At 38.2% G+C, this 22,175-nt stretch carries 24 protein-coding genes, 1 pseudogene and 1 riboswitch; of the genes and pseudogenes, 3 read left to right on the top strand and 22 right to left on the bottom strand.

Translation table 11 applies throughout. The annotated features are described in order from the left end of the window. The 4 genes from CEF19_RS16580 to cobJ are packed head-to-tail and all read right to left on the bottom strand — an operon-like array spanning nt 1 to nt 3,957. Nucleotides 1-651, bottom strand: coding sequence for a precorrin-8X methylmutase (locus CEF19_RS16580; protein ID WP_100407076.1), 651 nt, complete (start codon nt 649-651; stop codon nt 1-3). Continuing rightward, nucleotides 652-1,425 (bottom strand): precorrin-6A reductase, encoded by a 774-nt coding sequence (gene cobK / locus CEF19_RS16575; RefSeq protein ID WP_100407075.1) that lies wholly within the window; start codon nt 1,423-1,425, stop codon nt 652-654. A gap of 15 nt (nt 1,426-1,440) precedes the next feature. Then, the gene (locus CEF19_RS16570; protein WP_100407074.1) at nt 1,441-2,313 is read right to left on the bottom strand and encodes a sirohydrochlorin chelatase; all 873 of its coding nucleotides are present in this window, start codon (nt 2,311-2,313) and stop codon (nt 1,441-1,443) included. Nucleotides 2,314-2,337: 24 nt separating this feature from the next. Continuing rightward, nucleotides 2,338-3,957: a precorrin-3B C(17)-methyltransferase gene (cobJ, locus tag CEF19_RS16565; RefSeq protein ID WP_100407073.1), complete on the bottom strand. Its 1,620-nt coding sequence runs from the start codon at nt 3,955-3,957 to the stop codon at nt 2,338-2,340. Between the two features lie 187 nt (nt 3,958-4,144). After that, a riboswitch (cobalamin riboswitch) is annotated at nt 4,145-4,323 on the bottom strand. Between the two features lie 287 nt (nt 4,324-4,610). Here cobJ and CEF19_RS24315 point away from each other — a divergent pair. Continuing rightward, a complete protein-coding gene (locus CEF19_RS24315; protein WP_227522105.1) occupies nt 4,611-4,772 on the top strand; it encodes a histidine kinase N-terminal 7TM domain-containing protein in 162 nt (53 codons plus the stop codon). Between the two features lie 182 nt (nt 4,773-4,954). Here the strand turns inward: CEF19_RS24315 and CEF19_RS16555 are convergent, their stop codons facing one another. The 11 genes from CEF19_RS16555 to CEF19_RS16505 all read right to left on the bottom strand — a co-directional run bounded on the left by CEF19_RS16555 (nt 4,955) and on the right by CEF19_RS16505 (nt 14,361). Continuing rightward, nucleotides 4,955-5,377, bottom strand: coding sequence for an organic hydroperoxide resistance protein (locus CEF19_RS16555; protein WP_100407071.1), 423 nt, complete (start codon nt 5,375-5,377; stop codon nt 4,955-4,957). A 76-nt stretch (nt 5,378-5,453) separates the two neighbouring features. After that, nucleotides 5,454-6,764, bottom strand: a complete 1,311-nt coding sequence (locus tag CEF19_RS16550) for a pyrimidine-nucleoside phosphorylase (protein ID WP_100407070.1) — start codon at nt 6,762-6,764, stop codon at nt 5,454-5,456. Between the two features lie 21 nt (nt 6,765-6,785). Next, on the bottom strand, nt 6,786-7,613 hold the full coding sequence (locus CEF19_RS16545) for a purine-nucleoside phosphorylase (protein ID WP_100407069.1): 828 nt from the start codon (nt 7,611-7,613) through the stop codon (nt 6,786-6,788). Nucleotides 7,614-7,628: 15 nt separating this feature from the next. Next, on the bottom strand, nt 7,629-8,444 hold the full coding sequence (locus tag CEF19_RS16540) for a purine-nucleoside phosphorylase (protein WP_100407068.1): 816 nt from the start codon (nt 8,442-8,444) through the stop codon (nt 7,629-7,631). Between the two features lie 17 nt (nt 8,445-8,461). Next, entirely contained in the window at nt 8,462-9,637 is a 1,176-nt protein-coding gene (gene deoB / locus CEF19_RS16535; RefSeq protein ID WP_100407067.1) for a phosphopentomutase, read from the bottom strand. Between the two features lie 104 nt (nt 9,638-9,741). Further along, nucleotides 9,742-10,638 (bottom strand): site-specific tyrosine recombinase XerD, encoded by an 897-nt coding sequence (gene xerD / locus CEF19_RS16530; protein WP_198510308.1) that lies wholly within the window; start codon nt 10,636-10,638, stop codon nt 9,742-9,744. A gap of 20 nt (nt 10,639-10,658) precedes the next feature. Next, nucleotides 10,659-10,889: a YqzK family protein gene (locus CEF19_RS16525; RefSeq protein WP_100407066.1), complete on the bottom strand. Its 231-nt coding sequence runs from the start codon at nt 10,887-10,889 to the stop codon at nt 10,659-10,661. Nucleotides 10,890-11,222: 333 nt separating this feature from the next. Continuing rightward, a complete protein-coding gene (fur, locus tag CEF19_RS16520; protein WP_100407065.1) occupies nt 11,223-11,681 on the bottom strand; it encodes a ferric iron uptake transcriptional regulator in 459 nt (152 codons plus the stop codon). A 131-nt stretch (nt 11,682-11,812) separates the two neighbouring features. Next, nucleotides 11,813-12,454 (bottom strand): stage II sporulation protein M, encoded by a 642-nt coding sequence (spoIIM, locus tag CEF19_RS16515; RefSeq protein WP_100407064.1) that lies wholly within the window; start codon nt 12,452-12,454, stop codon nt 11,813-11,815. A gap of 193 nt (nt 12,455-12,647) precedes the next feature. Next, nucleotides 12,648-13,823 carry an endonuclease Q family protein gene (locus tag CEF19_RS16510; RefSeq protein WP_100407063.1) on the bottom strand — a complete coding sequence of 392 codons (1,176 nt, stop codon included), beginning with the start codon at nt 13,821-13,823 and terminating at the stop codon, nt 12,648-12,650. A gap of 4 nt (nt 13,824-13,827) precedes the next feature. Continuing rightward, a complete protein-coding gene (locus tag CEF19_RS16505; RefSeq protein WP_100407062.1) occupies nt 13,828-14,361 on the bottom strand; it encodes an NUDIX hydrolase in 534 nt (177 codons plus the stop codon). Nucleotides 14,362-14,437: 76 nt separating this feature from the next. Here CEF19_RS16505 and mciZ point away from each other — a divergent pair, with 76 nt between their 5' ends. Beyond that, nucleotides 14,438-14,659 carry a Z-ring formation inhibitor MciZ gene (gene mciZ, locus CEF19_RS24140; RefSeq protein ID WP_100407061.1) on the top strand — a complete coding sequence of 74 codons (222 nt, stop codon included), beginning with the start codon at nt 14,438-14,440 and terminating at the stop codon, nt 14,657-14,659. Here the strand turns inward: mciZ and CEF19_RS16495 are convergent. Together CEF19_RS16495 and CEF19_RS16490 are read right to left on the bottom strand one after the other, a co-directional pair. After that, nucleotides 14,557-15,627: a DUF3866 family protein gene (locus CEF19_RS16495; protein WP_100407060.1), complete on the bottom strand. Its 1,071-nt coding sequence runs from the start codon at nt 15,625-15,627 to the stop codon at nt 14,557-14,559. The genes mciZ and CEF19_RS16495 overlap by 103 nt on opposite strands. 245 nt (nt 15,628-15,872) lie before the next feature. Next, the gene (locus CEF19_RS16490; RefSeq protein ID WP_227522015.1) at nt 15,873-16,394 is read right to left on the bottom strand and encodes a TlpA family protein disulfide reductase; all 522 of its coding nucleotides are present in this window, start codon (nt 16,392-16,394) and stop codon (nt 15,873-15,875) included. A gap of 183 nt (nt 16,395-16,577) precedes the next feature. Here CEF19_RS16490 and uppP point away from each other — a divergent pair, with 183 nt between their 5' ends. Continuing rightward, entirely contained in the window at nt 16,578-17,411 is an 834-nt protein-coding gene (gene uppP, locus CEF19_RS16485) for an undecaprenyl-diphosphatase UppP (RefSeq protein ID WP_100407059.1), read from the top strand. Nucleotides 17,412-17,453: 42 nt separating this feature from the next. On the opposite strand, the gene CEF19_RS23260 is transcribed toward uppP, so the two are convergent. The 5 genes and pseudogenes from CEF19_RS23260 to CEF19_RS16465 all read right to left on the bottom strand — a co-directional run bounded on the left by CEF19_RS23260 (nt 17,454) and on the right by CEF19_RS16465 (nt 22,170). Continuing rightward, nucleotides 17,454-17,630, bottom strand: a complete 177-nt coding sequence (locus CEF19_RS23260) for a hypothetical protein (protein ID WP_157800986.1) — start codon at nt 17,628-17,630, stop codon at nt 17,454-17,456. A 234-nt stretch (nt 17,631-17,864) separates the two neighbouring features. After that, a pseudogene (locus tag CEF19_RS23825) lies at nt 17,865-17,980 on the bottom strand (carbohydrate kinase); the annotation flags it as partial. A gap of 87 nt (nt 17,981-18,067) precedes the next feature. Continuing rightward, nucleotides 18,068-19,558, bottom strand: a complete 1,491-nt coding sequence (locus CEF19_RS16475; protein ID WP_100407058.1) for a glycoside hydrolase family 32 protein — start codon at nt 19,556-19,558, stop codon at nt 18,068-18,070. 102 nt (nt 19,559-19,660) lie between these two features. After that, nucleotides 19,661-21,274 carry an ABC transporter substrate-binding protein gene (locus CEF19_RS16470; protein ID WP_100407057.1) on the bottom strand — a complete coding sequence of 538 codons (1,614 nt, stop codon included), beginning with the start codon at nt 21,272-21,274 and terminating at the stop codon, nt 19,661-19,663. Nucleotides 21,275-21,294: 20 nt separating this feature from the next. Then, entirely contained in the window at nt 21,295-22,170 is an 876-nt protein-coding gene (locus CEF19_RS16465) for a carbohydrate ABC transporter permease (protein WP_100407056.1), read from the bottom strand. Nucleotides 22,171-22,175: the final 5 nt, after the last annotated feature.

Raw genomic sequence — 22,175 nt, 5'->3', positions numbered from 1 at the left:
CTATCCTTGTTGTTGAGCCATAATCGATAATGCATTAACTGCGGCAACTGTTACTGGACTTCCACCTTTTCGACCGATATTCGTAATAAACGGGATATCAAGCTTTGCTAATTCTTCCTTTGATTCGGCTGCAGAAATAAATCCAACAGGCATTCCAACAATCAGTGATGGTTTCGCCTCCCCATTCTTGACCAAGCGAATTAATTCAAGTAAGGCTGTTGGTGCATTTCCGATAGCAAAAATAGCTCCATCCGTTTCCTTAATTGCTTTACGAGTTGAAACAATCGCCCGTGTTGTGTTCAATCGTTTCGCTTCCTCCATTACATCTGGATCAGAGATATACACATGGACACTTCCCCCGAATGACTCGATTCTTGGCTTACTAATTCCACTTTGAATCATTTGCACATCGGCAATGACCTTTTTCCCAGCACGAATCGCTGCAACCCCTGCACGTACGGCATCTGGGTGGAACAACACACTACGACCTAAATCAAAATCAGCGGATGCATGAATGATGCGCTGTACGACTGGGTATTGCTCCTCCGTGAAATGATGCTCACCAAGCTCCTTTGTAATCACTTCAAAGCTTTTGCCTTCAATTTCTTGAGGTTGTACCGTTAGTGGTTTAAATTCCGTTTGAAAGTCCATCTATGTTTCCTCCAATATTGTTTTAGTTGTTTGAATGACTGCTTCTTTTGTATCTACCACATAACCCACATGCTGTTTCGGTCGTTCGATAATGACCACTTCGAGGTTTAACTCCTTCGCGGCTTGAAGTTTATCATCCACCGAGCCAATTTTTCCACTTTCCTTAGTGATCACAAGAGTTACGCCATATTGCTTATATAGAGCTGCATTAAGTTCGTGGGAAAAGGGACCTTGGATGGCCACAATATTTTTTTGCTCGACACCTAGTTGACTGCAAAGCTCCATATTGTCTTGCCGTGGAAGCATACGCGCGACCATTCTCACATCTGGCAATCTAATAAGCTTGTTGGCAAAAGTGGCCAATGTTTTACTACCAGTTGTGAGCATAACTACACCTTTATGCGCTGCTGCTAAATCTGCTGCTGCCTCATATGATGAAACAAATGTAATTCTCTCGTTTTCTTCAATCGTTGATGATTGACGTTCATAGCGAATGTAAGGAACATTTGCTAGTTTTGAAGCTGTAACCGCGTTTTTCGATGCCTCTTCAGCAAATGGATGGGAGGCGTCAACAATTAGGTATGCTCCTCTTTCTTTAACCAAGTCGCTCATTTCTTCTGAAGTTAATCTTCCTACACGTGCTTCTAATCCTTCATCTACTAAGCTTTTCGCTCCACTTTCGGTCACAACACTTGCTAAAACCGAATACCCTTCCTCTTTTAATGCAACCGCAACTTCCCGTGCATCGCTTGTTCCTGCTATTACAAAAATCATTGTCTCCCCATCCTTTTACACATGAGAGTGGTCATGATGATGATGGTCGTGTCCGTGGTCATGGTCGTGGTTATGCTCTAAATCCATATGTTCCTTCGCGAATAACCGATATTGGCAATTATCACAATTTAAAGCGGCAAGACCAGCTAATGCTTCCTCTGCGCGCTCTTTGAAAATATCAACAAGCTGCGGATGGAACCCAACAAAGTCTGTCATCACAAACGAAACCTCTGCGTAGTCATGTTTAAATACTTGTAGCTTCTCTTCCATTCGATCCATTAGGATACCTGAGAAAAAAAAGTAGGGAATGATGTAAATGGATGAGGCACCGAGCTTTTTACATCGTTCAACCCCCTCCTCAACTGTAGGCGAGGTGACACCGATAAACGAGAGTTCAACATTGACACGATTTAAACGCTCACTAAGGATACGTGATATTTTGTATAATTCGCTATTTGCATCGACATCACTACTGCCACGTCCAACTAAAAGTAAAGAAGTTTCTTGATTCTGTTCCGCGTCTTGGAACCCTGCATCTTCTAATCTACCTTTTAAAATATCAACCATGACTGGATGAGACATAATTGGTCGTCCGTACGTGAAGGTAATAAGTGGATACTTACTTTGAGCTTTTTGAATCATATCAGGAATATGAATCTTTGAATGCCCCGCTGCAAAAAACATCATTGGAACTAAAGCGATACGCGTCGCACCTTTTGCCACACAGGTCTCAATTCCTTCTGCGATAGAAGGCTGGGCGAATTCCAAAAAACATGTTTCAACAACGTCCGCTTTAATATCTTCCTTCATGCCTTCAACAAATTGCATTAGTTGCTCATTTCCTTCATATTTTCTACTACCGTGTCCGATGAATAAAACTGCATTCATATTAAACACCTCCGTTTTATAGTTTTAGTCTCCACAGGCCATGTCAACTGGAATAGGGTCTGGAACATCCACAAATCGATAGCCTTGTACTACTTGAACCCGTTTGAAAAATTTATGGAAACGCTCATTTGGTAAGCCCCGTTCTTGAAATTCACGAACGACGTTGACGACTGTTTCAACAAGAGTCTCACCACTCATTCCTTCTGCTACAAGTTGCCCAACATGCGCATTACGCCCAGTAGTTTTCGCTCCCAAAAATAAATCAAAACCTTTTTTACGATAAATGACGCCAATGTCATTGGTTGGCGCACCGTAGCAGGCCATCCCACATCCGTTAAAACCAATCGCTATTCGTTTTGGAACGGGTTGGCCGCCGATTATCTCATGAATTTGGTTAAGCTCGGGAATTGATTCCCCTTTGTCACCATCACAAAAATCACATGCCTTAATCGTAACCACATCCCCCACTGGATGAAGCATAAAGCCTTTTGCTTCGAGCTCTGCTGTGACTTCGTTTGCGTCCGAGGTTTTCATTTCAACCTTCAATTGATGATCCGTTGTATACTCGACCTCGCCTTGCTCACCAATAATTTCAGCAATCAATAATAATTGTTTCGACGTAATTTTCTTATTTGCTAATCCAGGTGAAACGGCAAATTCAAAAATCGTTTCCTGCTTAAATAGGACGTCCTCTTTCTTGTCAATTACCCTTGCTGGTTTCTGCTTAATGTTCAACTTGCTTAACGCTTCATCCGCTAGATTTTTTAAATTTAAAGGAGGCATAGCCTTTTGCTCTACTTGTTCAGTACCTTGGTGCAAAGCCCAAGGCTCATGTTCTTCTTTTAAACGTTGATGTGGCTTTAGTGATTGTTTCTCAGCACCCAGCGTGTATTTTCGTTGGTATCCACGCGGGGTAATCATTTTCCCATCATACATAAACGTAGATCCGTTTCCGACGACAACCGTCGTTAGCATACCAATCTCATGATCTAGCATTTCTTTTAAGTTTGTCATAATGATATGCTGACGATCGCGATACGCACTTTTAACTAGACCAACAGGTGTATCTGGAGAACGGTATGACAGCAAAATTCGTTGGGCTTCCTCAATTTGCTTTGTCCGTCTCCCACTTTTTGGGTTGTAAAATGCTATCACAAAATCTGCTTGAGCTGCTGCATCAATTCGCTTTTTAATCAATTCCCAAGGTGTAAGATGATCGCTTAAACTTATCGTACACGCATCATGCATAATCGGAGCGCCAAGAAGCGATGCTACCGAATTAATTGCTGAGACGCCTGGAATGATTTCCACCTTCACTCCCGTTTCCTCTTTCCAGCCTTTTTCTATTAAAACCTCGTAGACGAGACCTGCCATTCCATAGACACCTGCGTCACCACTTGAAATAACCGCTACCTTTTTTCCTTCTTCCGCCTGACGAACGGCTTCCTGTGCCCGACTTACCTCTTCTGTCATACCTGTTCTTACGATGGTTTGATTCGTAAGTAAAGGCTTGATTAAATCCACATATGTATTGTATCCAATGATGGAGTCACTCTCGATAATGGCTTCTTTTGCTCTTAATGTCATATGTTGCTCATGACCCGGTCCAAAACCGATAATAAGCAATGCCCCTTTTTGACTCATACGTACTCCCCCTTTGAAAAATCTAATATATCGATATCGTTGCAGCCGGCGCGACTATAAAAAAAGTCTCTAACCCACAGTAGGGTTAGAGACTTATATTTTCGTTTAAAAACCAAAAATATCCATTAGAGGTTGATATAAAAAGTTTACCTCTATCTCTAACACCTCCCCATATCCCGTAGGTCGATCAGTGCCGTCAGAAAAGGCAGGTCTCCTGGCTTAAGGTTTACTCTTTTGTACCTTCCCATCTTCTTCAGACAGTGGTCTTTACAAAAGAAACCCTATTACAGTGGCGGGACCGCGTTGGATTTTCACCAACTTCCCTTTTAGAGAGCTCTCACTCTCACCTTTCCTCAAACTATTCAGTTTCGCTGTCTTTTACACTAAGGAAAAAAGTTACAAAAGTCAATATTTTTCTATTATATGCTTAGGCGTTCCTTACATATCCGTTCTTTTTCAAAAATAGGAATTTAGTACTTTTTTAATTATTGGTTTTTGGTACAATTGAAAGAAATATTAAATGAAGGAGATAACCTATGATTTTACTCGATGGGGTATCCTTTTTATTTCGTGGTCGCATTTATTTTTACATTATTGATTGCAATATTCGCTATTAAATATCGCTCATTTCCGGGTTCTAAGTTCTTTATGTTATCGTATTACTGGCATCTTTCATGTCTGTAGCCTCGGTTTTCGAACTCACTTCAAGCAGTTTCCAAACGAAAATTTGGTGGAGAAACTTACAACAATTCCCACTCTTTATTATGCCAATTTTCCTATATGCTTTGATTATGGAATATCTAGGTAAAGACTGAGCATCTATATAAATGTGCTGATGATTCTTTATACCTCTCAAAAAATACAGGGAAAAATAAGGTTAGTTTTTCAATCCCTTCATAAAGCTTGGAAATTGACGCTTCACCCTAAACGTCCTATTTCAGACCTTTTTGGCGGCCACTGAAAAGGCTATTTCAGTGGCCTCTTGTTTCGGTCCTTTTTAGTCAGCTGTCACTTCTAATTCTACGTCAATATTTCCACGTGTTGCTTTTGAATAGGGACAAAATTGGTGGGCTTTTTCTACTAATTCTTCGGCTTCGGACTGTGAAACTCCTTTAACATGCGCTTTCAATTTCACACCGATTTTAAATCCATTATCTTCCGAATCCTTAAGTAAACTTACCTCTGCTTGAATAGTTGACTCGATCTCTTTCTTTTCTTTAGATGCTATTAAATTAAGCGCACCATCGAAGCAAGCGGAGTAGCCAGCGGCAAACAATTGCTCAGGGTTTGTTGCGTCCGTTGGAGTTTCACCTGATTTAGGCATTTTTAGGTTAAGATTAAGTACCCCATTATCAGAGGTGACTTGTCCTTCTCTTCCTCCGTGTACTTTAGCTTGTGCTGTGTGAATTTTGTCTGCCATGTCTATCTCTCCTTTTACCGATATAATTCGTTCTCTTTATATATAGACATCTTAGACGATTCCTAAACATTGGCACTTATCTATCACTTGTTATTGTTGAATAGATTAGAGGTGGAGCACTTACTATTTCGGTTGAAATTCTATACGCACTTCTGACCATTTCAGAAATTTCCGGGACATGGTTATTTTTACTATGAAGGGTAGCTATCGATTCTCCTTGCATTACTTTATCACCAACTTTTTTGTTTAAAACAATTCCAACAGATAGATCTATTACGGATTCCTTTGTTGCCCGACCTGCCCCTAGGATCATCGCGGCTGTTCCAATCTTATCTGCTACAATTCGTTCAATTATCCCTGAGGTTTCTGCTAGAACATCAATTTGATAGGGAGCTGCTGGTAGCTTTGATGGATTGTCTACGATCGATGAATCACCCTGCTGATTTGCAATAAAAGTTTTTAATGTCTTAAGAGCCTTACCACTACTAAGCACAGTTTCAAGTTGCTCTCGGGCCAATTCAACCGTCTCAGCTTTTCCTGCTAAATACACCATCTGACTTCCTAAGGTAAGACACAGTTCTTTTAAATCTTCTGGTCCCTCTCCTCTCAGTAAATCAATTGCTTCTTTTACTTCTAAGGCATTACCGACAGTTCGACCCAGCGGCTGGTTCATATCTGATATGATAGCCACCGTTTTTCTTCCAAGGTTATTCCCGATCTGAACCATTGCTTTAGCGAGCTCAATCGACTGGTCTAATTCCTTCATAAATGCACCTGAACCCGTTTTAACATCAAGAACAATTGCATCTGCTCCAGAAGCGATTTTCTTGCTCATAATGGAACTAGCGATAAGAGGAATCGAGTTGACTGTCGCCGTCACATCACGTAATCCATAAAGCTTCTTATCTGCTGGTGTTAGATTTGCCGTCTGACCAATAACTGAAATTTTATTTTTATTAACAAGCTTAATAAATGTTTCTGTATCAATCTCAACATTAAATCCTGGAATGGACTCAAGTTTGTCAATCGTTCCACCGGTATGTCCTAAACCTCGTCCTGACATTTTCGCAACCGGAACCCCGAGTGTGGCAACTAGTGGGGCGAGAGCTATCGTTGTTTTATCACCAACACCACCGGTTGAATGTTTATCTACTTTAATACCTACAATTTCATCTAAATTTATTTGGTCGCCAGATTCTACCATAGCCATTGTTAAATGAGCACGTTCCTCAGATGTCATATCCTGAAAAAAGACAGCCATTGCAAAAGCTGCTACTTGGTAATCAGGGATTTCGTCCTTCGTATATCCCTCAATTAAAAACGTAATTTCCTGTTTTGTTAAAGCTTGACCATCTCGTTTTTTCTCAATTAAATCGACGACACGCATGTTTTTCCACATCCTCTTAGCTTAGAGCTCGACTTGGGATACAATTTCTTTTATAAGTTTAATAAAGGTTGGTTTCGTGCGATTGGCTACCTCAACAACTTCCGCGTGTGTTATCCCCGAAATTTCTTCTCCAATTGCCATATCTGTTACACAGGAAATCCCAATGACTTTCATGGAGGCATGACGAGCAACGATCACTTCAGGAACAGTCGACATCCCAATTACATCTCCACCTAGCTTTCGTAGCATGATGAGTTCAGCACCACTCATATACGTTGGACCTGTTACTCCTGCATATACCCCTTTTTGTATGTTAATCTTGTGCTTCTTAGCGATTTCTTCCACAAATGATATATATTCAGGAGTATATGCATGACTCATATCGGGGAATCTAGGGCCTAGCTCTTCTACATTCGACCCAATTAATGGATTAGACCCCGTCATATTTAGATGGTCAGTAATAATCATTAAATCTCCCGGGTTAAAATCTTTGTTCATCCCCCCACATGCATTGGTTACAATTAATAATTCAACACCGAGCTGCTTCATCACACGGACAGGGAATGTCACTTCTTGCATCGTGTACCCTTCATAATAATGAAACCTTCCTTGCATAGCTATTACATCTTGACCATGAAGCTGGCCCAAAACTAACTGGCCTTCATGTCCTTCGACAGTCGATACTGGAAAATTCGGTATCTCCTCATATTGAATTTTTACAGACTGTTCCACTTCGTCTGCAAGCTCTCCAAGCCCAGATCCAAGGATTAAACCGATTCTCGGTTTTTTTGATAGTTTGCTTTCAATATATGTAGCGGACTGTTTAATTTTCTCTAATAAATTTTCCATTATGCACCTCTTTCATTAGATGGTTAATACGATCCGTTTGACAAGCGTAAGAAAATCTTCTCTGACCCGCTCTGTCGTTTCAATTACCTCTTCATGGCTTAGTGGTTGCGGTAAAATACCAGCTGCCATATTAGTAATACATGATAGTCCTAGCACTTCCATTCCGGCGTGTCTTGCAACAATAACCTCTGGTACAGTTGACATTCCCACGGCATCTCCACCCATTTTACGAATCATTTTTACCTCAGCAGGTGTTTCATAACAGGGACCAGTATTTGCTACATAGACACCTTCTTGTAAGGTAATATTTAATCCTGCTGCTTCGTCTTTAGCAATGGTACGCATTCGCTTCGAATATGCGTTTGACAGATCTGGAAACCTGACACCCTCTGTTTCATCATTTGGTCCAATTAGTGGATTTTGATTCATATTGTTAATATGGTCCTGGATTAACATTAAGTTACCGACTTCGAACTCTTCATTTACTCCCCCGGCCGCATTGGTTACGATTAATTGTTTGACACCAAGTTGTTTCATGACACGGACAGGAAATGTTACAGCATCAAGCGGATACCCTTCATAAAAATGAAATCTTCCTTGCATCGCAACCACTTGCTTCCCTTCTAGCTTTCCGAAAACTAATTGACCAGCGTGTCCTTCTACTGTTGAAACTGGAAAATTTGGAATAGAGTCATATTGGATTTTAACTGGTTGTTCAATCTCCTTCGCTAACACTCCAAGACCTGATCCTAAAATTAATCCGATTACAGGTGCATTTTCAGCAAACTCCTGTATATAATTCGTTGCCTCGTTTAAAGCCTGTTTGTTCAAAAGACATTCCTCCTTCTTTAATAAAGTTCATGTAAAAAACTGCTTCCATGCTTTGGTAATTTAACATTGAAATTGTCAGCTATAGTCGCACCTACATCTGCAAAGGTTCCTCTTATCCCCAAATCATTTGATTGCTTTTGATTCGGATGAACCACAAGTAACGGAACATATTCACGTGTATGATCAGTACCTTGATGAGTGGGATCATTTCCATGATCGGCCGTAATGATAAGTAAGTCTTTCTCCACTAACTGTGACAAAACCTTCTCTAATTGACAATCAAATTTCTCCAAAGCTTCACCATATCCAATGGGGTCACGTCGATGGCCATATTTGGCATCAAAATCAACTAAATTTATAAAGCTAAGTCCTGTAAAGTCTCTAGCCATGCATTGAATGAGCTTTTCCATTCCATCATCGTTTGATAGGGTACGAATCGACTCCGTTATCCCTTCACCATCATAAATATCTGAAATTTTCCCTAGAGCAAGTGAATCTAAACCTGCATCTCTTAATTCGTTCATGACCGTTCTTTCAAAAGGCTTTAATGCGTAATCATGGCGATTTGGAGTTCGTTCCCATTTCCCTGGCCTTCCAATAAAAGGTCGCGCGATTATTCTTCCGACTTTGTATTCCGGGTGTAGGGTTAAGCTTCTCGCTTTCTGACAAATCTCGTACAGTTCTTCTAACGGAACGATTTGTTCATGCGCGGCAATTTGCAAGACGGAATCTGCAGATGTATAAACAATCAAATCACCGTTTTTCATATGTTGCTCACCAAGTTCATTAAGAATTTCGGTCCCCGAAGCCACACAATTTCCAATTATTTTCCGACCGGTCTGCATTTCAAGCTCTCGTATTAACATATCTGGAAACCCATCTGGGAAGACTTGAAAAGGCTCTTGAATATTTAGACCCATCAGTTCCCAATGTCCTGTCATCGTATCTTTTCCTAGTGATGCTTCTTGCATCATTCCATAGTGAGCAAGTGGTGAATTGACATGTTGTACACCTTTTATTTCTTTTATAACACCAAGTCCCAGTTTCTCCATAACTGGTAATGATATCCCCCCCATACTCTCTGCAATATGACCAAGTGTATTTGCTCCTTTGTCACCAAATAGTTCAGCATCAGGTGCTTCACCGATCCCTACCGAATCCATTACTATAAGAAATATTCGTTTAAATTTCATTGACGTACCCCCTATAACACTTTCTAATTACTATTCCCATTTTTCCCACCCTACAATAAGAAACCTAGAGGTAGGAAGTCTGACCTCTATAAAAAAAAGAAAGTTTATGCTCTAGGATGATATAGGGCATAAACGTCTTTTAGGCGTGTTTTAGTTACATGAGTATAAATCTGTGTTGTAGAAATATCAGCATGTCCAAGCATTTCCTGAACTGCGCGTAAGTCTGCACCATTTTCAAGCAAATGTGTAGCAAAAGAGTGCCGTAGTGTATGAGGCGTTAATTCTTTATTTATACCGGCTACTTTAGAAAGCTCTTTAAGAATCTTCCAGAAGCCTTGTCTAGATAGAGGACGTCCATGATGATTAACAAACAAAATGTCATGTCTTTGTTTTTTTAATAGCTTCGGTCTTGCTTTTTCTAAATAGCCCTCAAGTACTTTCGTTGCTGTAGATCCTAGTGGGATAATTCTCTCTTTGTTTCCTTTACCCATACAGCGGATAAATCCCATATTTAAATGGGTATCAAGTAATGTTAAATTCGTGAGTTCCGATACACGCATTCCTGTTGCGTATAATGTTTCAAGCATCGCTCGATTTCGTAGGGCTAGAGGTTCTTCACCTTTTGGAGCTTCTAAAAGTGACTCTACTTCTCCTAAGGATAATACCTTAGGTAATCGCTTTACAGATTTTGGAATATCTAAGTGGACTGAGGGATCATGATCTGAATACCTCTCTCTTAAAAGAAATTGATGAATGGCACGAATAGACGCAATCGTTCGAGCTACTGTTGTTTCTGCCCGACCTTGTTCTTTCAAAACGAATAAATATTGAACGATTCTAGACCGATCCACTGCTTGAAATGTTTGGATACCTTCAACTTTTTTCAGATAGTTGACATATTGAAGTAAGTCTCTACGATACGACTGGATTGTATTATCTGCTAAACCTCGCTCCACACGTATGTATTGTAAAAAATCTTCTATTTGCGTATCCAATGGCATTCGCTCCCCAAAAACAATCACTATTCACCAATTCGATAAAAAAGCATCAAGCGTTGGACCCATGTTTCCTCTTGATGATCATGTTCCATATTTATAACCTTTACGGCTTTTCCTATAGGTTCATCATAACGGTGATAGCTTTCATATTCTGCACTTATCCATAGAATACCATAATAAAAGAGGATTGTGCATCCCGTAAATAAGAGAAACACCTTTATAGTTTGAAGTACGACGGCAAACCATGATTTCATGGAAACACGCCTCCTAATTCAGCATTACCTTCTCTTACAAGCTATGCCAAAAACAATAGAAAATATACCTTATCCTCTTTATTTTTCACTGATTTGTAGCAGCCAATAAGTTGTCAGCTATCAAAACCTTTTTAGACCCTAGCCTCTACCAGCTGTCAAACCTTTTAGACCCTTTAAAATCCTAGCCTCTCTGCGTTCGGCTGTCGCCGCCAACGAGTTGTCGGCTATCAAACCTTAAACCAAAACCTTGAGCCTCTCTCCGTTCGGCTGTCGCCGCCAACGAGTTGTCGGCTATCAAAAAAACCTCCTCACTTGGTGAAAAGGTTTTGCTAATTATACTGTTTCTTCTTGTTGATTGTCGTGGCAACGGTGGCAGATGCCGTGGAATGTGAGTCGATGATCTTTAATTTTGAAATTCCAATTCTGCTCGACAATTTCCTCAACATCCTCAAGTAAATCCTCTTGAATTTCATCAACTGCTCCGCACTCAATACATACTAAATGGTGATGGAAATGAGCTGCACCTTCTTGGCGAAGATCGAATCTTGATACGCCGTCTCCAAAGTTAATTTTATCAACAATCTTTAATTCAGCTAACAATTCTAGTGTACGATATACTGTAGCTAGTCCAATTTCAGGTGATTTATCTTTAACGAGGAGGTACACATCTTCTGCACTTAAATGGTCTTCCTCATGTTCAAGCAGCACACGAACGGTAGCCTCCCGCTGTGGCGTTAGCTTGTAACTTTGTGAGTGCAAGTGTTTTTTTATCCGTTCTAATCGATTTTCCACCTTAACCCCCCCTTTTTACCGTTTACCTCCTCTCATTATAGACATCTCCAAAAAACGTGTCAATTGATAATTATTATTATTTAATATTGAATAGTTATTATTATTTTGTAGTGATTATTAAGTAGTTTTCATTACATCGTATTATCAATGACAAATTTCATTAATGTTGGCGATACATAGGCTTCAAAAGCCGATGCAAAAGCAAGCGCAGCGCCTACACATAAAATTAATAGCGAGTACTTTATGAATTGAGGGAAAATTGGCTGACTCGACTTTTTCATAAATTGCTGTCGAATCATTTTTAGGCAAAAGGATACACTTGCCGTTCCTACAATAATAAAGGCTGGTACTAGAATAAAATTTTGGGGCATGATTGAAACAAAGGATAGAAAAAAACCAGACATACCTATTTGATTGACAAGAAAACCAACTGTAAAACCAACTACCACTCCTTTTAGAAACAATAAAACTAAAATAACTGGTAATCCGACAATCGATAAACCTAGAATCCACATGAGTCCAAAATACTTCGCATAATGAGCAAAGCTTTGGCTAAACATCTCAGATGAATTCGCGACTTGCCCTTCGGAAACTTGTCCAAAAAACAAACTTAAATACATATATAAATCATGCTTTTGTGTAAGACTTAAGCTATTAACGACAATCGCTCCAAAAACAATTCCTATTAAAAACAACACAGTTGTAAACAAATAGATGGGTCGATTTTCTTCAATATGAACACCGATAGTTTCTCGCAACCCCATTTTTAACATGTCAAGCCCTCCTCGTCTACTCTTACCTCTACTCTATGAGATAGTAGGAGAGTCTATGACTAAGAATGCTATACAACAAAATCTAATACTAATATCTATTCAAAAAGGGATGTCTTTCTCTCCTTTTGAATAGACACTAAGCAGTGAGTGAATCTGCGGAATCTTTATATCCAACTTGTTTGAACACACTCTACTAGAGTCTTTCATTCACTATTTTTCCATACCTGCCACCTCCACCTTCTTGAATCATCAATTCTCCTTTCCGTGCAGCGATAATCGCCTTCGCAATTTCAGGAGAAACAGTTTCAGTTAATTCTTCCTCTGTTGCAGAATGAATCATATTCATATCATTCCCAAAACGATTTCTGAGCTTCTCCAACGTTTTTTTTCCGAGTTTTGGAATGAACTCTAATGGGATTTGGTGGATATATGGTGGACGTGCTTTAATTTCACCTTTTTCAGAAGAAAGCTCTTTAAGTCTTTCAGAAACTCCCTTGATCTTCTTCTCTGATCCACAGGAACAGGGCTGATTTGCAACCACTTCAAGTTGGCAATTTGCACAGATTGTTCGATGATATTTGCCTAGCTTCGGATTTAATCCATAGTTCGCAATAATCCCTCTCCCTTCTTCTTGATTTAATGCTTTGACAAATTCCAAAAAAGTCGGTTGCTTCATTTGAATGACTTGGTATTCTCTAGCCATCTTCTCAAGGGAATGAGCATCCGAATTACTTAAATACGGATAGTGACGTAACTCTAGTAGTTGGTCTGCCATTTCTGTATCTGAACTTAATCCTAATTCAACCGCATCAATAAGGTCTGGGTCAAACACTTCTTTTAATGATAGTTTAACTCCCTTGCCATATAAGCTTTTAAACGGTGTAAAGGCATGGGCTGGGATAAAGAGTCCAGATAATTCGCGGACCTTCCGTTGAATGATGTACGCCTTTTCGTATATCCTCTGTGAACTTAATGTTCGATTTTTCATACGTTTCCCTAACCACTCACTAAATTGCTCCATTTTTACCAAGGTTGGGAAAAAAGCCAGAACGTGCACAGGACCTTGGCAGTTTTCATCATTTATCTCTATCTCCGTTCCAAGAAAAAGCGTGACACTCGGAAAGCGAATGCCTCCCTCTTCATCCTCATATGCTTCACCATTATCTATTGCTTCACGTAGTTGTCCCAATATTTCCGGAACATGGCAATCAATGACACCAACAATATCAATACCCTTTTTAGTTGCCGCAAAATCAATAATTGCTTCTAAAGTCAAAGTACGAGCAGCTGTAATTTTAACAGCTGCTCCTGATTTTGTCCGCCCTATATGTATATGAAGATCTGCCACATAATTGCGAAGGCCCGTCATGTTATCAACCTCTCATTTTTAAAAATTGTACCGCATACACTGTTTTTGCATCATGAATCCGTTGATCCTCGATTAATGATTCAGCTTCCTCTATGGTCACCTCAAGAACATCTAAGAATTCATCTTCATCCGTGTTTGCTGTTCCTTGCTCTAAATCCTCTGTAAAATAAAGATGGATTAGTTCATCCGCAAATCCAGGTGATGTATAGAAAGACACAATAAACTTTAAGCTCTCTGATTTATATCCTGTTTCTTCCTCTAGTTCTCTTTTTGCACATTCAAGCGGTTCTTCTCCTTTTTCTAGTTTCCCTGCAGGAATCTCAATAATTGTCTTATCAAGTGCCTTTCGAAATTGACGAACGAGAACGATTTTTCCTTCTTTTGTTACTGGAATCACAGCAACCGCGCCTGGGTGTTTAACAATTTCTCTTGTACTTTTTTTCCCATTTGGAAGCTCTACTTCCTCCACTTTCAAATCAATAACTTTTCCACTAAATATCTCCGTCGTCCTAACTGTTTTTTCATATAAATGATCCATGATGTATCTCCCCTGTTCTTTTTTTCTTTTTATTTACATAAAAGTGTAACATACCACCACGGAAGGACGAACTCATTTGAAAATTTATGTTCGTGAAGATGGACTCATTTTAGCTGGAAAGGCATGGGAAGTTAGAGCCAAACTAAAAGAAGCAATGAAACGATATACTTATGTCAGTGAATGGAGTCAAGCGGTTCATCGTACACACGTACGAACGGCTTCCCCGACAGCAAGAAAGAATGCAGGATCGTCTTTATATTCTCTCCCCATTGTACGTATCGGTAAGGAAGAAAGCTGAAGGGCCTTTTCTACAATCAGGGATGAATCTTCATCAGACCAATTAATGTAATGGCTTGTCTTCATTGGATTTTTTTCAAGCTGATTTTCAATGATTGTTCTTTGTTTATCCCCAAGTAACGGAAATGTGAGAATGCTTTTGACAAAAGTAAATTGACTAAGAGGTGTTAAGGTATGATGGCTAATACCATAATGGCGATTCCTCTCTTCAGCAAAAGACAGCCTTGGAATCCATACCGGCCTTCCTCCCAGCGCCCCAATCGTGTTGGCCCAATTAGCAAGATTCATTCCAGTAAAGCCATAAGGCGTGCCTGTGCCTACAACCCCTGGTCCAACAGAAATTAAAATAATGTCTGCTTTGAGGTATTCCATTGAAAATTGTAGAGCCGAAGGAATTGTAATAGCTTCATATGTACCGCCAAAAGCCTGGCCAACTGTAATCGTTGTTAACCCTGGTTCTTGTGCAAGGCACCTCATTTGCTCACTTATTCTGAGTGGTAAGGAGGCTTGATCGTCAATTATCACACAAACGCTCAACTTCGGATTTAAAGCTTTACTAACATAAAAAGCAACCGGAATCATGCTATGTAATTCTGCAAGTAAAATTTGCTTATTTTTCATTAAAAAAGGGTGTTGAAAAAGTGAATGATAAGGACTTTCCTGTGCTTCAATGGCTAGAACACTATGCTGCATCGGTGAATACCGTAGCTTCATAATATGACCATCCCTTTTCGTTCCATACGAATATTCGGTTCCAGAACAGTTAGCCTTAACAATATCAAATCCACCTGAACCAAGGGAAAGCTCTGTCGCAGTTGTATTAATTAGAATTTCGTCCCCGGTAACTACTGGAGGAATAAATGTCTTATAGACAATGGCTTGACAAGCACCCACTTCAGTTTCAATAATTTGGATAGAATCGTCCTCATAATAAATCGATAGTACAAGTGATTTTTTTTCTCGATACACGCTTACTCACTCCTTACTATCACAAATTATTTTCTATACCTATTTTAACCAAAGAGGACCGAAGTTATTGAAATAAAATAAAAAGAGCTCTTTCAATTGAAAGAGGGTAATGAAAAGATGAAAGAGGGTAATGAAAAGATACGTTTTTCGAGGCCACTGAAGAAAGGTGTAAAACCACCTTTTTCAGCGCCTTGAAAATCGTACATTTTAAGTGAATTTACGATTTCACCTTTTGCAGTATCCTTTTAAAGGAGTGGTTTGATAAGTTTCTCAAGACCCTCATAGGTGACTTCACCTGGGATTACAGCTTCTATAACACCTTCTCTATTAATAACATACGTCGTTGGAAAATTACCTACTTGATAAGAATCAGCTAAACTTCCTTCCTCATCGAAATAAACAGGAAGAGTTAATCCAATTTCTTCAATAAATGTTGTCGCATCATTCAACGTCCGTTCATAGGTTTGCATATTAACCATCATTATTTCTAATCCATCGGCGCCATATTTATGTTGGAGCTCCATTAAAGCTGGCATTTCATCGCGACACGGTTCGCACCACGATGCCCACATATTAATAATGACCACTTTCCCTCTATGATCCTTTAATTGGCCTTCATCCCCTGTATTCATTGGCAAACGAAAATTCTCGGCAATCATTCCAACTTTATTTCCAATTTCTTCATTTTCGTTTGTAAAGACCATCATAATTATTAAAATCAATGCGATTGCTAGAACAAGCATGGTTGCTATTTTTTTCATGGGCATTATAACGCTCCTATCCAAAACTGATTTCTTTCATTATAAAAACAATTTTCGTACCTTCACAACAAACAAGCGTGAACATCTCGTTAAATTTTATCTTATACTATCCGAATCTAAAAATATTTGCTAGAATAGAGCAGTTATCTCGTTTACACTATTAATCTTTCTAAGAGGAAGGGAGTTCTTATGTCTTTTATTGAAGCTTTAATATTTGGTATTGTTCAAGGAATAACCGAGTTTCTTCCAATTTCTAGTACAGCCCATATCGTTATTACACAATTACTACTTGGTTATGAATTCCCTGGCTTTGGATTTGAAATCTACTTACATATTGCATCGATTTTAGCAGTAGTGATTTTCTTTAGACAAGACATCATTGAGGTTATTAAAGGATTCTTTGCATTTCTATCAAATCGTTCGCCTGAAAATCGTGTTCACTTTTACTTTGCGTTATACATTATCGTTGCAACTGGTATTACAGGGGTTCTTGGTATTCTACTTCAAGATTTTATCAGTGACCATTTAAAAACACCACCATTTATTGCATTAGCTTTAGCGATGACAGGATTTTTCCTTATCATTATTGAACGCTTTCACAAATATGGAAATCGAAAAGAAAAACAAATGACATTTGTTGATTCTATCATTGTAGGGCTCGGGCAATCTTTAGCGCTTATCCCAGGAATATCTCGCTCAGGTTCTACTTTAATTACAGCTCTTTTTCTAGGTTTAAATCGAGATACAGCTGTTCGCTATTCCTTTTTACTATCAATCCCTATCATTTTAGGAACTTCAGTTTTAGCGATTGGTGATTTAATGAATGGTTCACTTGTAGCAGAGGTCGGAACACTTCCACTAATAGTCTCATTTATCGCAACCTTTATTTTCTCTTGGTTGGGTATCGTCTGGCTTATTGATTTCTTAAAAAAGAGTAAGCTTGTTTACTTTGCGATTTATTGCTTTGTTGCCGCTATATTCGTCTACTTTTATCTTGATAATAGTATTATGATTGAATTATAATAACGTGAGTGCACAGCACAGTGCTTTTAAAAAGACTGTGCCTCAGCACGTTGTCGTTCTTACCTGGATCCTGCTGCCTGTTTCTTCTTCTCCAACAGAATTTTTTTTTGTTCTATACGTCTCTACTTTCTCAGTAACAACCATTTTATCTTGATTTTGAGTTAACATTTTTACAAATACATCTTCAACCTTATAGCAAAGCTTTTGATATACTCCCATAAAACTCCCCCGCCTCAACTAATCATTTTTTTAGCAATATAAAACCGTCATCTAAGCCATCCAAAAACATCGGTATATGTTTGTCATGTAACGCATACACTTCTAGTCTACCAGGTGTGCCATCCAGTAGACTAGAAGTGATACCATATTTTGTAGTAAGACTATACCCTACTCCTGCCTCTACTACTTCTACACTTACACTTGTATTAGACGACCAGGTAGAACTAACCTCTTTGCAGGTGCTCCCCCTGCTTGTTTTTCAAAATTCTGGCCATCAACTAAATCAATGATTACATCTGTACAAAAAAGTCAATTAACAGCTCTCCGATGCAAATGATTGATGAACTCATGTAAATTCCACCTTCCTTATGAGATTCTTAACAAAAATAAAGCTCTAATCACTTACTCGATTAGAGCTTTTAAAATATATTTTTAGTTTACTTCCAAATTGATTCTAGTTCAGTTACTTTTAATGTTGAGATATTTGTACTTCCACCATTCGAGACCAATGTAAGACTTTTGCCAATCTCACTCGGGAAAATTAAGCTAGTCATGGCAATCTCACCATCATTTGCAAATAATTCGATTGATGATGTATCAATAAACAGTTGAAGCTTTATTTTATTATTTTTCATCTTTAGTGGGGCTTCTTGTATTGCTGGGAATGATGTTGAGAAACTAATTTCTCCTGAATTCGTTCGATCTACTAGTAGCGAACTATTCCTAACGTCATAGCTAATAATGGTTTTTTCTGTCTCTGAATGCTGAATGAGTAAATCAAATTTCGATAAATTTATTTGTTCCAATTCAATTTCAATCTCCATTAACTTATTGTTCAAGTCAATACAAACAGGATTGTTCGAGTCAATGACGATTTCTTTATGAATATTCGTCTCTTTTCTTATTTTATTAATTTCTGATACAAGTTTTTGAACTAAGCGAACTCCTTCCTCGGTAGAAATCAATGACAACTCTCTTGGAAGTGTCATTGCACTTCTCCACTCATTCGTTGGTACTTGATTCGCATATCGCCAGTTGCTCATCCACCCAATATAAATTCTCCTCTCGTCTGGTAAATCAGACCAGGTAACACCAGCATAATTATCTCTTCCATAATCTAACCATAGGATTGTATCATCGTCATTGTCATTTACAAAGGTTGTTCCATCAAATTGACCAATGAAATATTGTGTTCTAGAACCTTCCTTAAATTCAGGGTTATCTCCAATACTTACTAACATAGCCCATTTCTGATAGCTCTTGTCATCATCTATAGGTAATTGAAAGAGATCCGGGCACTCCCAAACCCCCTCATGTGAACCAGCTTTATTTCCGAATTCACTTGCATACTCCCAATCTATTAAATTAGGAGATGTGTAAATGGTCACAGATTGTCCAGTAGCTAATACCATAACCCATTTATTTGAATCATCGTGCCAAAATACCTTAGGATCACGATAATCTGTTATATTCACATCTGAAAGTACTGGATTACCCTTGTATTTTACCCAAGTTCTTCCATTGTCCGAACTATAAGCTAAACTTTGTCTTTGGCGAGGGCGATCAGAATCCGGATAGTTATCAGCACTTGTATAAATAGCTACCAGTCCTGGTTGTTCATCGAAAAATCCCGAAGTATTATACCAATCAACAACAGCACTACCTGAAAAAATCGCTCCATTTTCGTCTGGATATAATGCAATCGGAAGATGCTCCCAATGGATCAAATCTTTACTAACCGCATGGCCCCAATGAATCGGACCCCAAGTTGTCCCAAATGGATGGTGTTGATAAAACAAATGATATTCATCATTGAAATAAACCATACCATTAGGATCATTCATCCAATTTTCTTCTGGTGTAAAATGGAATTGAGGACGATACTGCCCTTTATATTTATGTGCAACTTTATTAGATTTTTGTGTCATACTTTTCACCTTTTCTAGTAATATAATTCTCTAAGATTATCCAAGTGACTGTTCAATGCCAATGCAACGTATAGCCACAATATCTATTTAATACGAAATCTGTTATTTCTGATTTCGATCATAACCTGCTTGTTTAATTTCCAACCATTCTTGTAATCCAAGTCTGTCTAACTCTGCTAAATGAGCATCCCACTCTTCTTCAACCTTTCCATTTGTGATCCATTCAGCTTTTTTTCTTTCAATATATGGAAACAAATTTGCTTCAATTGTAGAAAGTTTATCTAATTCTTCTATTGAGAAAAACACTCTTGGATAAATATTTTCTGCTTTCATATCAGGAACCATAACTTCCTTCATTAATCCTAATCTCCAAGCAGCATCATCTGGTTTAGTCGTAACTTTGCCATAATACTCATCTAAAATTGCTAATGGTCCACCAATAGATGTCTTCTCTCTCAGTTCAACAGGAGCAGTTCCATTTAATGTAAGATGTTTTAACATATTAGCATTTTCATCAAATTCAAAAATATTTTGTTGTGTTTCATCACCATACGTACCCCAGTTGTTTTGAACAGATTGAAGTGGGTCATAGAGTTGATCGATCCATTTTGCTGTTAATTCCAAGTTTTTATTAGCACTTGTTATAACCATTCTTCCTCTGTCAAAGCCCATCCCATTTGTTCTTGCAACATTTTCATGTCCATCGGGACCTTCTAGAGCAGGCATTAAATCATATTTATCATTCATACCCGTGATATTTGCTTTATCCCATGTAAAATATAATCCAAAGCGCTCTTCTTTTCCTTTTGCGAGATACGTATTCCAATCTTGCTCAAATGCCTCAATATCTATTAAACCCTCTTCATATAGTTCATTGAAGAATTTGCTTGCTTCTTTATAGCCCTCATCTGCAGCTGTTAGTTTTACTTCTCCCTCATTCGTTACAACAGTATGATCCCAGTTTTCACCTAGACCAAATGAACCAAATAAGAATGATAAATCCTCGCCACCATGATTAATAATAAAAGACATTGGAATTTCATCTGCTTCCCCGTTACCATTTGGATCTTGAGTTTTAAAAGCAATTAATACTTCTTTTAATTCCTCAGTAGTCGTTGGCATTTTCATGCCTAAATTATTCAACCATTCCACGTTAATCCAAGGGAAATCGTCCACTGAATGGATACTTTCTTTCCCTGAGCCTAGTTCCTCAATCCAAGGAAACGAATAAATATGTCCATCAGGTGCAGTCATCATTGCTTTATACTCAGGTGCAGCATCAAGCACTTCTTGTAAGTTAGGCATATGTTGTTCGATTAATTCTTCAACTGAAACAATTGCTCCATCTTTTGCTAGTTTTAATAATTCATAGTCATTATAACTTGCATTTAATATTGCATCAGGCAGCTCTCCGCTAGCAATGGCTAAATTTCTTTTTTCAACAAATGTATCCGCTGTATAATTCGTCCAATCAATATGAACCCCTGTTTCTTCTTCCAATCGTTGGTAAACAAGTTTTTCATTTGGATCTTGAGGAGCTAACGGAGAACTTTGTGTCATCATTTTTAATGTAACCTTCTCTTCTAATGGAAACGAAATATCTTTAAGCTCTAAAGCCTCCGTTGAAGCACTTTCATTGTTTTTATTACTACATCCCGTAGCAACTAACATTCCAGAGAGCAATAATGCAGACATTGTTTTATACATTTTTTTCATAGTAAACCCCCACTTTTTTATTATTTTAAAGACCCTACCATAACACCTTTTTCAAAGTATTTTTGGAAGAATGGATACATAACGATTAATGGTAAGCTCGCAATAACAATCGATGAATACTTGATCATTTCGGAAATCTTTTGTAACTCGGCTCTTGCAAGTTGATCACTAATCATTCCAGGTTGTATTTCGTTTTGAATTAAAATGGCACGTAATACTAATTGCAATGGATAGAGATTTCGATCTTCAAGATAAATCATCGCATCAAAATAAGCATTCCACTGACCGATAAAAGCATATAAAGCTAGAACAAAAATAATTGGTTTAGATAAAGGGAAGACAATTTTTAGGAATATCTTGAATTCAGATGCACCATCTATTCTTGCTGCTTCCTTTAACTCTTTTGGAATCGATTTAAAATAGGTTCGAGCTAAAATAATAAACCATACATTTATAGCATTTGGAACAATTATCGACCAAATTGTATTAAGCATTCCTAAATCTCGGACAACTAAATAGGTTGGGATTAATCCCCCATTAAAAAACATTGTAATGAGAAAGAATACCATAATTATTTTTCTACCAACTAAACCTTCTGTGGATAACGTATATCCCGCAAGTATACAAACTAATACTGTTACAATTGTAAATCCAGTTGAATAGAGAATTGAATTCATGAACCCTTTCACGATGGTACCATCAGTTAAAATTCTCTTGTAGCCATCAAAAGTCCAATCAGAAGTATTTATCTTAAATCCTTTGTTAAGTAGCGCATTAGGTTCTAAAAAAGAAGCGAGCAATACATATAAGAGTGGAAATACAACAATCATGACAATGACACTTAACAGAACTTTATTAATAAGCAGTATTAATTTATCAGTTTTTGAATTATTCATTCTTT

Origin of the sequence: Bacillus solitudinis (assembly GCF_002797395.1) — a bacterium.
Taxonomy (GTDB): Bacteria; Bacillota; Bacilli; order Bacillales; family Bacillaceae_D; genus Halalkalibacter_A; species Halalkalibacter_A solitudinis.
Note: the sequence above shows the minus strand (reverse complement) of the source record. Positions and strands in the feature narration are given on the sequence as shown.